12 protein-coding genes are annotated in these 12,271 nt (G+C 54.1%); 7 read left to right on the forward strand and 5 right to left on the reverse strand.

The window, feature by feature from the left end; all coding sequences use genetic code 11:
* Positions 1 to 48: 48 nt before the first annotated feature.
* From rpoH to ftsY, 4 genes are all read right to left on the reverse strand, one after another.
* Positions 49 to 906, reverse strand: a complete 858-nt coding sequence (rpoH, locus tag M2403_RS23470) for an RNA polymerase sigma factor RpoH (RefSeq protein WP_152324796.1) — start codon at positions 904 to 906, stop codon at positions 49 to 51.
* 319 nt (positions 907 to 1,225) lie between these two features.
* The gene (gene ftsX / locus M2403_RS23475; RefSeq protein WP_259231136.1) at positions 1,226 to 2,206 is read right to left on the reverse strand and encodes a permease-like cell division protein FtsX; all 981 of its coding nucleotides are present in this window, start codon (positions 2,204 to 2,206) and stop codon (positions 1,226 to 1,228) included.
* Positions 2,206 to 2,871, reverse strand: a complete 666-nt coding sequence (gene ftsE / locus M2403_RS23480; protein WP_152324795.1) for a cell division ATP-binding protein FtsE — start codon at positions 2,869 to 2,871, stop codon at positions 2,206 to 2,208. The genes ftsX and ftsE overlap by 1 nt, the downstream gene beginning before the upstream one ends.
* A gap of 5 nt (positions 2,872 to 2,876) precedes the next feature.
* Complete coding sequence (gene ftsY / locus M2403_RS23485; RefSeq protein WP_259231137.1) at positions 2,877 to 4,319, reverse strand: signal recognition particle-docking protein FtsY; 1,443 nt, start codon at positions 4,317 to 4,319, stop codon at positions 2,877 to 2,879.
* Between the two features lie 226 nt (positions 4,320 to 4,545).
* Between ftsY and rsmD the strand changes: the two genes are divergently transcribed.
* From rsmD to M2403_RS23505, 4 genes are all read left to right on the forward strand, one after another.
* A complete protein-coding gene (gene rsmD / locus M2403_RS23490) occupies positions 4,546 to 5,157 on the forward strand; it encodes a 16S rRNA (guanine(966)-N(2))-methyltransferase (protein WP_165061869.1) in 612 nt (203 codons plus the stop codon).
* 1 nt (position 5,158) lies between these two features.
* Positions 5,159 to 5,437 carry a DUF1145 family protein gene (locus M2403_RS23495; RefSeq protein ID WP_152324792.1) on the forward strand — a complete coding sequence of 93 codons (279 nt, stop codon included), beginning with the start codon at positions 5,159 to 5,161 and terminating at the stop codon, positions 5,435 to 5,437.
* Positions 5,438 to 5,658: 221 nt separating this feature from the next.
* On the forward strand, positions 5,659 to 6,285 hold the full coding sequence (locus M2403_RS23500; RefSeq protein ID WP_101079422.1) for a lysoplasmalogenase: 627 nt from the start codon (positions 5,659 to 5,661) through the stop codon (positions 6,283 to 6,285).
* Between the two features lie 114 nt (positions 6,286 to 6,399).
* Complete coding sequence (locus tag M2403_RS23505) at positions 6,400 to 8,757, forward strand: zinc/cadmium/mercury/lead-transporting ATPase (RefSeq protein ID WP_259231138.1); 2,358 nt, start codon at positions 6,400 to 6,402, stop codon at positions 8,755 to 8,757.
* 17 nt (positions 8,758 to 8,774) lie between these two features.
* Here M2403_RS23505 and tusA read toward each other — a convergent pair whose 3' ends face one another.
* The gene (gene tusA, locus M2403_RS23510) at positions 8,775 to 9,035 is read right to left on the reverse strand and encodes a sulfurtransferase TusA (RefSeq protein WP_217153499.1); all 261 of its coding nucleotides are present in this window, start codon (positions 9,033 to 9,035) and stop codon (positions 8,775 to 8,777) included.
* Between the two features lie 221 nt (positions 9,036 to 9,256).
* On the opposite strand from tusA, the gene M2403_RS23515 reads away from it, so the two are divergent.
* The 3 genes from M2403_RS23515 (at position 9,257) to glpT (ending at position 12,210) form a co-directional block, all read left to right on the forward strand.
* Positions 9,257 to 9,928 (forward strand): 7-cyano-7-deazaguanine/7-aminomethyl-7-deazaguanine transporter, encoded by a 672-nt coding sequence (locus M2403_RS23515; protein ID WP_152324789.1) that lies wholly within the window; start codon positions 9,257 to 9,259, stop codon positions 9,926 to 9,928.
* 124 nt (positions 9,929 to 10,052) lie between these two features.
* Positions 10,053 to 10,619, forward strand: coding sequence for a DcrB family lipoprotein (locus M2403_RS23520; RefSeq protein WP_165061883.1), 567 nt, complete (start codon positions 10,053 to 10,055; stop codon positions 10,617 to 10,619).
* Between the two features lie 238 nt (positions 10,620 to 10,857).
* Positions 10,858 to 12,210, forward strand: a complete 1,353-nt coding sequence (gene glpT / locus M2403_RS23525) for a glycerol-3-phosphate transporter (RefSeq protein WP_208951476.1) — start codon at positions 10,858 to 10,860, stop codon at positions 12,208 to 12,210.
* The last annotated feature ends 61 nt before the right edge of the window (positions 12,211 to 12,271 follow it).

Below are 12,271 nucleotides of genomic sequence, written 5' to 3' on the forward strand. Positions count from 1 at the left end.
AAAAAAAGCGACCCGAAGGTCGCTTTTTGTTTTCAGAAAGCTGTCGTATCAGGCTTCAATCGCCAGACGCAGTTTCTTCATCGCGTTCTTTTCAAGCTGACGAACACGTTCTGCTGAAACACCGTATTTATCGGCCAGTTCCTGCAGAGTCGATTTGTTATCGTCATCTAACCAGCGGGCACGGATGATATCCTGGCTGCGTTCGTCCAGACCTTCCAGCGCGTAGCTCAGTTTGTCTGTCGCATCGCGATCCCAGTTATCTTCTTCGATGCTTTCTGCAAAGTCAGAGCTTTTATCTTGCAGATACAGCATCGGTGCCATCGCGGCGCCGTCGCGTGGTTCGTCGTCCGGTGTCGGGTCGAACGTCATGTCCTGTGCGGCCATGCGCGATTCCATTTCCAGCACATCTTTGCTGGTCACACCCAGTTCGCGGGCAACGTGCTCCACTTCGTCGTGGCTGAACCAACCCAGACGTTGTTTGTTTTTACGCAGGTTAAAGAACAGCTTACGCTGTGCTTTCGTCGTCGCGACTTTCACGATGCGCCAGTTACGCAGCACGTATTCGTGAATTTCTGCTTTTATCCAATGCACCGCAAAGGACACCAGACGTACACCGACTTCCGGATTAAAACGGCGAACCGCTTTCATCAGGCCGATGTTACCTTCCTGGATAAGGTCTGCCTGTGGCAAACCGTAGCCTGAATAGTTGCGGGCAATATGAGCAACAAAGCGCAGGTGAGACAGGATCAGCTCTTTCGCTGCGTCCAGGTCACCGTCGTAATGCAGCCGCTCAGCCAGTGCCCGTTCTTCCTCTGCGGTAAGCATAGGATAAGTATTGGCTGCCCGAACATAGGCTTCCAGGCTACCTTGGGGTACTAATGCTAAAGTGCGCATTTCGTTAGTCATTCAAAAGCCTCTCATGTATGACGTTGTGCAGGTTTTATACCACGTTGCTGCGGGATGATACCGCTACGCTGTGTGCCATCTGGCGACCACAGAAGCAACGCCGAGCCCTTAATATCCGCTGCTATTCGACCCCGAATTTTACATAAAGTTCACGGCCGGATTCAACAGTCTGACGACTGTATGTGACAGACTGACTATTGGATAGTGAATTTGTGCCATTGCGGAGAAAGCAGGGAAATGATGTGGCGGAAAGGCCGAAAACAGCTTCCCCCTGAGACACAATTACTGAGCAGCAGGGGGACATTATAGCAAATTCTCGCTACTGTGGTGTAAATCGCCGTAAATGTTGAACGGTCGCCAGCCACGCCGCAATCCAGCCAATCATTGCGGACACGATCAACAGCAACAGACTTTCGTCCCAGCCCAAACCGTGCAGATCAAAGGTCGTGCCGAACACTTGCGCGACTTGCGTCACCACGCTCTCAAGGCGCAGTACCAGCACTTCCGACAGGATCAGCGACAACAACGCGCCGGTAAAACCGAGCATCGCGCCACCGTTCAGGAACGGCCTTAAAATGAAGCCATCGGTCGCACCAATCAGCTTCATAACGTTGATGGTATCGCGACGGCTGAAGATACTCAGTCGCACACTGTTACCAATGACCAGGAAGACAGCAATCACCATCAGCACGCCAATCATCGCGGCAATTTGCCCCACCAGACCGGTCAGCGCCGCAAGGCGGGCAAACCAGCTGTCATCCATACGCACTTCATCCACACCGTGAACCGCCGCAACGCGATCGCGCAGGGTGTTCAGCGTGGCGGAGTCCTGGAAATTCATTTTTGGGGTGATGATAGCCACGGCAGGCAGCGGATTCTGTTCGAGCATATCCATTGCGCCGCCAAAGCCTGACCAGTTGCGGAATTCACCCATCGCTTCCTGACGGGAGAGATAATTGACTTTATCCACGCCCGCTTCAGTTTTGAGGGTTTTCACCACGTTTTCTGCGGCGTCATCATCCAGTGCTTTGTCGAGATACACCGTCAGCTGCGGCGTCGGATACCACTGTTCAGCCGCAGTACTGACGTTTTTCCACACCAGATAACAGACACTCGGCAGCGTCAGGGAAATCGCGATGACCATCACCGTGAGCAATGTCGCCAGCGGCTGACGCAGCATGTCAGCCAGCGCGTTCATCCACGCATAGCGCCACTGTTCGCGCCAGCCACCCTGCAATGCTTTACTTTTCGCAGCGCGTGCGCTTTTTGCGGTTTTCGCCGGGTTAGGACTGTTCGCCATTAGTACACCCCTCCCGACGACATACGCCCCTGACTCAGCGTCAGCGTGCGATAATTTCGACGGGCAATCAGACCCACATCATGCGTCGCCATCAGAACGGTGACGCCCACGCGGTTAAATTCTTCGAATAGACGCAAAATGCCTTCCGACAATTCGCCGTCGAGGTTACCGGTCGGTTCATCCGCCAGCAGCACCGCAGGCTTGTTCACGACGGCGCGGGCAATGCCCACGCGCTGTTGTTCACCACCGGATAACTGAATCGGCAGGTTTTTGGCTTTATCCAGCAACCCGACTTTATCCAGCGCCGCTGAAACACGACGGCGGATATCTTCACTGCTGGCGCCGGAAATGATCAGCGGCATTGCCACGTTGTCATACACAGTGCGATCCATCAGCAGATGGTGATCCTGAAAGATCATGCCGATCTGACGACGCAGGAACGGCACTTCGCTGGATTTCAGACGGCTGATGTCATGGCCGCCAAACAAAATGTGTCCGGCACTCGGGCGCTCAATGCCGCAAATCAGCTTGAGCAGGGTACTTTTACCCGCGCCAGAGTGTCCGGTCAGAAATGCCATTTCCGCTTGCTGGATGTGAAAATTGACGCCCTGAAGCGCCTGTCGTCCGCCCAGATAAGCTTTACTGACCTGTTCAAAGCGAATCATCCGTATTAATCCTCTCGGGCAAAAAGTGCCTCAATAAAATCGTCTGCCTTAAACGGCCTCAAATCTTCGATACCTTCGCCGACACCGATATAACGTATCGGGATACTGAACTGATCGGCGATGGCGAATATCACGCCGCCTTTTGCGGTGCCGTCCAGTTTAGTCAACGTAATGCCGGTTAGCCCGACCGCTTCGTTAAACAATTTTGCCTGACTGACGGCATTCTGGCCGGTACTGGCGTCGAGCGTCAGCATCACTTCATGCGGCGCATCTTCGTCGAGCTTTTTCATCACACGAACTATTTTCTTCAGCTCTTCCATCAGGTGCGCTTTGTTCTGCAAACGCCCGGCGGTATCGGCGATCAGTACGTCGATATTACGGGCCTTCGCCGCCTGAATGGCATCGAAAATCACGGAAGCGGAATCGGCACCGGTATGCTGGGCAATCACCGGGATCTTGTTGCGCTGGCCCCAGACCTGCAGCTGTTCAACAGCGGCCGCACGGAAAGTATCACCCGCCGCCAGCATCACAGATTTGCCCTGCGCTTCAAACTGACGCGCCATCTTACCGATGGTGGTCGTTTTACCGACGCCGTTCACGCCAACCATCAGAATGACATACGGGGTTTTTCCGCTGACATCCAGTGGCTCGTCAACTTTCGCCAGAATTTCGGACATTTCTTCCTTCAGCTTGCCGTAGAGCGCATCGGCGTCTTTCAGCTGCTTGCGCGAAGCGTGCTCGGTCAGCGAAGTGATGATTTTACGCGTGGTTTCAACACCAACGTCGGCGATCAGCAGTTGTTCTTCCAGTTCTTCAAACAGATCGTCGTCGATTTTTTTACCGCGGAACAACCCGACAAAACCGGAGCCGAGATTCTGCTTAGTTTTGACCAGACTGCGTTTCAGGCGGGCAAAGAAACCTTCTTTGGTCGGACGTTCCTGCTCAGTTTCACCGGCAGGCAGCACAACGATAGGATCGAGCGCAACAGGCAGCGGCGCGTCTTCAACAGGTTCTTCTTCAGCAACGTGATCTTCCACCACCAGGCTGTCGTCGACGGCGTCGAGAGAATCTTCGCGGGCGTCTTCTGCAATCTCAGCGGCTGACTCAACGAATTCGTCTTCAACAACCTGTTCTTCAACCAGCACCGGTTCTTCGGCGACGGTTTCTTCAATGACCGGTTCTTCGGTGACGACTTCTGCAACCACAGGCGTTTCAGCAACGGGCTGCGCAGCGACCTGTTCGGTGATGTGAACAATTTCTTCGGCCAGTTCCGCCGCCGCCTGTTCGTGAGATTCTTCAGGTGCCGGTGGCGCTTCCTGTGCAGGCGTATCGCTCCGTAGCGCTTCGGCAACCGGCGGTTCTTCGCGGATTTCTTCCTTCTGCTGCTCTTCTTCCTGACGGCCACGGCCAAACCAGGAGAAGAAACCGCGTTTTTTATCTTTTGCCATTTTACAACTTCACTCCTCGCCGCTAATGATTGGCGAACGGATTATTAATCGGGTTATGGTCGGGCAGTCTATCACTTTCCCCTTCCGGCAACACGCCCGCGTAGTGAATTCCGGTGGTTTTTCAATCGACAATGTTAAACATTTGCCCAATGCCCGCACACCGGTAGAATAGCCCTCCAAACGATATGCAACGAAGCCCGACGGCTTTGGATTACACAAGCGAACTATGGCAAAGAAACCCAACACTCCAGCCGCAGGCCAGATCCGAATTATTGGCGGTCTCTGGCGCGGACGCAAACTTCCGGTTCCACACAGTCCGGGACTGCGCCCGACCACCGATCGCGTGCGCGAAACGCTGTTTAACTGGCTCGCGCCGGTTTTGCAGGGCGCACATTGTCTGGACTGTTTTGCAGGCAGCGGCGCACTCGGTCTGGAAGCGTTATCGCGCTACGCCGCCAGCGCCACCCTGCTGGAGTTTGAGCGCCCGGTTGCGCAACAGTTAGAGAAAAACCTGGCGCTGCTAAACGCCAAAGATGCGCAAGTCCTTAACGTCAATACATTGAACTGGCTGGCAAAAGCCGGGAATGCCTTTGATGTGGTTTTCCTCGATCCGCCTTTCCGTAAAGGTATTCTGCAAGACACGCTGAATCTGCTGGAGCAAAATAACTGGCTGGCAGACGAAGCCTGGATTTATGTCGAAACAGAAGCCGAACACGACACTCTGGATGTGCCTGCCAGCTGGCGTTTACATCGTGAGAAAGTCGCCGGACAAGTTGCTTATCGCCTTTACCATCGCGATGTGACGCCTGAAACCGGCTCACCAGAACAGGAGCTGTAAGATGTTGATCAATATTGGTCGGTTGTTGATGTTGTGTATTTGGGCGTTTCTGGCGTTTAACCTGATTCACCCTTTCCCGAAACCGATCAAGTATTTTTTAGATGTGGCGATTGTGTTCATGTTTTTCATGCACGGCTTGCAGGTGATGTTGCTCAAAGCCACGCAGGGCAAGGAAAAGGACACCATTGGTGGCTGGCTGCAAACCCGTATTTTCCTGTTCGGCGTGTTTGAATTGCTGGCCTGGCAGAAAAAACAGCCTCCGTTGCCCACCAAGAAGTAATCCCCGTTTTACGGCGCGTAGTGCGCCGTAAAAAGCCCCTCTGCGGCTGCTATTCTTCAACTCTGCCTGAACAGACGGCCTGATAAGGTTATTTCTGATTGTCTGCGGCACCGCGCCTCTCCTACACTGAGAATAAGTACGGGAAACCAGGATGTGTTTTCCTGAAGGCAGATCCTTGCGTTGGTTTTATCTTCTGTTTTTTAGATATAAAAGGATAAACAATGAGTTGGCCATTCCTCGCAGTATTTTTCTCAGGCTGGTTGTTCGTTGACGCCAGCTATCGCGGCCCGCGCTGGCAACGCTGGGTATTCAAACCCGTCACCTTATTATTGCTGCTTTTACTTGCCTGGCAGGCACCGACGCTCAATGTTTACAGCTATCTGATCCTGCTGGGTCTGGCCGCGACGCTGGTTGCCGACGGTCTGCTGTTGCTGCCGGAAGAGCGGTTTATGTACGCCATCGGCGCGTTCTTCCTCTCGCATCTGCTGTATACGCTCAGTTTTGCCAGCCAGATGACGATTACGTTCTTCTGGCCTTTACCGCTGACGCTGCTGATTATCGGCGCGATATTACTGGCGGTGATCTGGACGCGCCTGGCGGAACTTCGCTGGGCAGTGACCACTTACATCGCGATGACGCTGCTGATGGTCTGGCTGGCGGGTGAACAGTATTTCGCGCGCAGCACCGACATGGCGTTCTCGCTGTTTTGCGGCGCTGCGCTGCTGTTGCTGGGGAATATTTTCTGGCTCACCAGCCGTTATCGCTTCACTTTCCGCGCCTCCGACGCACTGGTTGCCGCGTGTTATTTCGGCGGTCACTTCCTGATTGTCCGGTCGCTTTACCTGTAAATTCCTGCGGCGGAATCGTTCTGGTTCCGCTATCTCGAAATTGTTATTGACCTTAGAGCTGACTCCAGGGTTTACACTGGGAGTAATTCCACTCGGTTTCGAACCGGAGGCTTTATGATCCCAATGAAAAATAACAACAGCTGTAACTGCGGATGTCAGGGCAAACGCGCGCCTGCACTGCATATCAACAAAATCAGCATGCCCGCGCAGTCCGGCACACATCCTGCGGGCTGTTGCAGTGACAAAGCTCCGCTGGCGGCATCAGCTTGCGCTACGGCGTCCGACAGCTGCTGCACTCCGAAAACAGGTGAGCACTCACACACTTCCGACGATGGCAGCGCAGAAGGCTCGCCGGGCGAAGATGACCCCAGCGCGCCGCTTTCCGCCAGCCATCAATACAGCTGGAAGGTGGAAGGAATGGATTGCCCGGCGTGCGCCCGCAAAATCGAAAATTCTGTTGCAGGCCTTGATGGCGTAAACCGCGCCAGAGTGCTTTTTGCTACTGAAAAACTGGTCATTGATGCCGGTTTTGATATCACAAAAAACGTGCAGAATGCCGTTACCGCCGCAGGATTCACCCTGCAATCTCTCGATAACAAACAAAATATCCCGGAAGCGGAAGAGTCACGTCTGAAAGAAATGCTGCCGCTGATCGTCCTGTCGGTGCTGATGCTGCTGAGCTGGGCGCTCGATCATTTCAACCCGCAAATGGGTAAAATTGCGTTTATCGCCACCACACTGGTGGGATTGAGGCCGGTGCTCCTTCAGGCCATCCGCCAGACGCGCTCCGGTTCGCCTTTTGCCATCGAAACGCTGATGAGTATTGCGGCGCTCGGTGCGCTGCTCATTGGTGCAACCGCCGAAGCCGCGATGGTGTTGCTGCTGTTTATGGTGGGCGAGCGTCTGGAATCCTTCGCCTCGAGCCGCGCACGAAGTGGCGTGAAATCCCTGATGGCGCTGATCCCGGATACCGCCGTACGCGTGGTAAATGACAAAACAGAAACGGTGCCGGTCAGCAGCCTGCGCCCCGGCGATATCATTGAGATCGCAGCGGGCGCGCGCCTGCCCGCAGACGCCATTTTACAAGGCCACGCCAGTTTCGATGAAAGCGCATTAACCGGCGAATCAGTGCCTGTTGAACATCAGCCCGGCGAAAAAGTCCCGGCGGGAAGCCTGTGCGTTGACCGTCTGGCGCGCCTTGAAGTGGCTTCCGCGCCCGGCAACAGCGCCATCGACCGCATCCTGCAACTGATTGAAGAAGCTGACGAACGCCGTGCGCCTATCGAGCGTTTCCTCGATACTTTCAGCCGCTATTACACGCCGGTCATTATGCTGATGGCGCTGCTGGTGATTATCGTTCCCCCGCTGGCGATGGGACTTTCATGGGAAACCTGGATTTACCGCGGGCTGACGTTGCTGCTGATTGGCTGCCCTTGTGCGCTGGTGATTTCGACGCCGGCGGCGATCACCTCCGGGCTGGCCGCAGCGACCCGCCAGGGCGCATTAATCAAAGGCGGTGCAGCGCTGGAACAGCTGGCACTCATTCAGACCGTCGCGCTGGATAAAACCGGTACGCTGACCGAAGGGAAACCAGAAGTCACCCACGTTGTAACCCTGAACGGTATCAGTGAAGGCGAAGTGTTAAGTCTGGCCTCGGCGGTCGAAGAAGGTTCGCATCACCCGCTGGCGCAGGCGATTTTAGCCCGTGCAAAAATCAGTAATCCTTTACCGCTTACGGCGCAGGATCGCCGTGCGCTGGCCGGTACAGGCGTGGAGGGCATTGTTTCTGGCCGTAAAGTTCAGGTGCTGACTCCAAAAAGTGTGGCAGAAAATACGCTAACAACAGAAACCCTTGCGCAAATTACTGACTGGGAATCCACCGGGAACACCGTGGTGGTTGTTTTGCAGGAAGATAACGCCATCGGCCTGATTGCAATGCAGGACCGCCTGCGTGATGACGCCGCAGAAGCCTTGCAGAAGCTCAAAGCCCTCGGCGTGTCGGCGGTAATGCTCACCGGCGACAATCCGCGTGCAGCGAAAAACATTGCCGACCGGCTGGGCATTGATTTCCGTGCAGGCCTGCTGCCAGCGGATAAAGTCTCGGCGGTCACCGCGCTGAATGCAGTTAAACCGGTGGCGATGGTCGGCGACGGCATTAACGATGCGCCGGCCATGAAAGCCGCTAGGATAGGGATTGCGATGGGAAGTGGCACTGACGTTGCGCTGGAAACCGCCGACGCGGCGCTGACGCACAACCGCCTGAGCGGGCTGGCGCAGATGATCAGTTTGTCACGCGCAACGCGGGCGAATATCCGTCAGAACATTACGATTGCGCTGGGGCTGAAGGCGATATTTCTGGTGACCACCATTATGGGGCTGACCGGTTTATGGCTGGCGGTGCTGGCCGATTCCGGCGCCACGGCGCTAGTCACCGCCAATGCCCTGCGGCTGTTGCGCAAGAAATCACACTGACCGTCAGGGCTGAGCAATCAGCCCTGTTTTTCCACCAGACCTTTGCACAGCAAATAGCGGTACGGCAGGTTTTCAGTATCAGACGCTAAAAGCCGGTGTTCCATAAAGCGACAGAATCCGGGAATATCGCGAGTCGTTGCCGGATCATCGGCGATGATCAGCAGCGTTTCGCCGTCTTTCATGGTGCGCACCGTTTTGCGAACCATCATTACAGGTTCCGGGCAACGCAGTCCCAGCGCATCAAGCTGATGGTCGGGATTGATAAAGGGGTTGTTCATTTCGTGTCTCAACATCTTCATACGTGAATGCGCGACAGTTTAACCCGCTGGTTTTCTGGTGCAACAAACAAGGCGCATTGCGCTAAAATTAACCATTGAAGCTGTTGCGCAAACGATGCGCAAACAGGTAATATGCGCGCCGCACGTGATGACTCACTGCAGAAGTAAAAATACGTTTGGGTTCCCTCACCCCAATTTCTTTATAAAAAAAGGTCACATCTATGTACTCTTTTACTGCTCAGCAGCGGTTTTCCGCGTTGATATGGCTTTCTCTATTCCACATTGCCATCATTACGTCCAGCAACTATCTGGTTCAGCTGCCTGTCTCCATTTTTGGTTTCCATACCACCTGGGGCGCGTTCACTTTTCCGTTTATTTTCCTGGCTACCGATCTCACGGTGCGAATCTTTGGCGCACCGCTGGCACGACGGATTATCCTTTCCGTCATGATCCCGGCACTGGCAATCTCTTACGTGATTTCCGCGCTGTTCTTTGAAGCACAGTGGCAGGGCGTTGAAGCGCTCAGTAGCCTGAACATCATGGTAGCCCGCATCGCGACCGCCAGCTTTATGGCTTACGTGCTGGGACAAATCCTCGACGTTCACGTGTTTAACCGCCTGCGCCAGAACCGCCGCTGGTGGATTGCGCCGGTCGCCTCGATGTTCCTCGGCAATATCAGTGATACGTTGTCCTTCTTCTTCATCGCGTTCTACAAAAGTACCGATGCCTTTATGGCGGCGCACTGGGTAGAAATCGCGCTGGTGGATTACAGCTTCAAAGTGCTGATCTGCCTGGTGTTCTTCCTGCCGATGTACGGCATGCTGCTGAATATGCTGCTTAAGCGTTTATCCGCACAGGGACATAACCCGCATTCGGCTATCCGCGCACACTGAACAGGGCTCTGGTAAAACACAAATCGCGCCATAATCTGACTTGCATTTGTGGCCTGAATAGGTTGCCATAACGACTGTTAAGTCAACATGTAAGCCTGATAGACAGGCCACTTAAGGAAGCCCGATGCGTAATATCGCGAAAATGATGGGAATGGCAGTACTGATCGCCGGTCTGGCTGCGTGTGACGGTAAAACCACCGATGCACCTGCCGCAGATAAAGGTGCGCCAGCGGCCGCAGCGACGGCAGCGACCACGCCGGTCAGCCTGCTGGAAGGTAAAGTCACTTTCTCCCTGCCGCAGGGAATGAGCGACCAGAGCGGTAAGCTGGGCACTCAGGCAAACAATATGCACGTCTACGCAGACAGCACCGGCCAGAAAGCGGTGATTGTGATCCTGGGTGATAACACCACCGAGTCACTGGACGTTCTGGCGGGTCGTTTACAGGATCAGCAAAAAGCGCGTGATACCAATCTGCAAGTCGTCACCAATAAATCCATTCAGGTGAACGGCCAGACGTTGCAGCAGTACGACAGCGTCATCACCTCTGCCGGTCAGAAAGCGTATTCCTCTATCGTGCTGGGCAAAGTCGACAGCCATTTGCTGACCATGCAAATCACGCTACCAGCAGATAATCAGCAACAGGCACAGACCGATGCCGAAGCGATTATTAATACGTTGAAAATTCAGTAAATTCAGATGTTGTGAAAATATCAGGCGGAGCTCAGGCTCCGCCTTTTTTGTCTTATGCTGTTACTCGTACTCACAAAATCTGCCTCAGATGTAATATAAATGTAACAATTCCGTCATAAATCACAGTTCGTTTGTGCGCGAATAGCTAAAATGATGTTCGTTTTGGAACACACTGGCTCCGCCATTTCGTTCGTGACTCACGATGAGTCCGACCTGATTTATGCCATCGGAGGCATTTATGCTCAGTATCTTTAAACCCGCGCCCCACAAAGCTCCTGTTGATGAGGCTCACGTCGATCCGCTTTACCGCCGTCTCCGCTGGCAAATCTTCATGGGGATTTTCTTCGGTTATGCGGCCTACTATCTGGTGCGCAAAAACTTCGCCCTGGCCATGCCTTATCTGATTGATCAGGGCTTTTCCCGGGGTGATTTAGGCTTTGCGCTGTCCGGGATTTCTATTGCCTACGGCATCTCAAAATTTATTATGGGGTCGGTCTCTGACCGCTCGAATCCGCGCGTTTTCCTGCCTGCTGGTCTGATTCTGGCCGCGGCGGTGATGTTGTTTATGGGCTTCGTGCCATGGGCAACGTCGAGCATCGCCATTATGTTTGTACTGCTGTTCCTGTGCGGATGGTTTCAGGGGATGGGCTGGCCGCCGTGCGGTCGCACCATGGTCCACTGGTGGTCGCAGAAAGAACGCGGCGGCGTGGTGTCTGTATGGAACTGTGCGCATAACGTCGGCGGTGGTATTCCCCCGCTGCTGTTCCTGCTGGGTATGGCGTGGTTTAACGACTGGCACGCGGCGCTTTATATGCCTGCTTTCGGCGCTATTCTGCTGGCGGTATTCGCCTTCATGACCATGCGCGATACGCCACAATCTTGTGGTCTGCCGCCGATTGAAGAATACAAAAACGATTATCCGCCGGACTATGTAAAAGAGTCTTCCGAGCAGGAACTGACGGCGAAACAGATTTTCATGCAGTACATTTTGCCGAACAAATTGCTGTGGTACATCGCCCTGGCTAACGTGTTTGTCTATCTGCTGCGTTACGGCATTCTGGACTGGTCACCGACTTACCTGAAAGAAGTGAAGCATTTTGCGCTGGATAAATCCTCGTGGGCGTATTTCCTGTATGAATATGCCGGTATACCGGGCACGCTGCTGTGCGGCTGGATGTCGGATAAAGTCTTCAAAGGGAATCGTGGCGCAACCGGCGTATTCTTTATGGTGCTGGTGACGATCGCCACCGTGATTTACTGGCTCAATCCGGTCGGTAATCCGGGTATCGATATGGCTTGTATGATCACCATCGGCTTCCTGATTTATGGCCCGGTCATGCTGATTGGTTTACATGCGCTGGAACTGGCACCGAAGAAAGCGGCGGGGACGGCGGCAGGCTTTACCGGTCTGTTTGGTTATCTCGGCGGCTCAGTCGCCGCAAGTGCGATTGTCGGTTATACCGTGGACTACTTTGGCTGGGACGGCGGTTTTATCGTGATGATAGCCGGTTGCGTGCTGGCCGTTGTGCTGCTGTTGCTGACCATGCTGAGTGAAAATAAACACAAAGCACAGCTGGCCGGACGCGTCTGATTTAAGAGGGTAATAAGATTAGCAAAGCAGGGCAAACGCCCTGCTTTCGTTTTTATGACGC

Source organism: Rahnella sp. BIGb0603, from assembly GCF_024808755.1.
In the GTDB taxonomy this organism is placed as follows: domain Bacteria; phylum Pseudomonadota; class Gammaproteobacteria; order Enterobacterales; family Enterobacteriaceae; genus Rahnella; species Rahnella contaminans.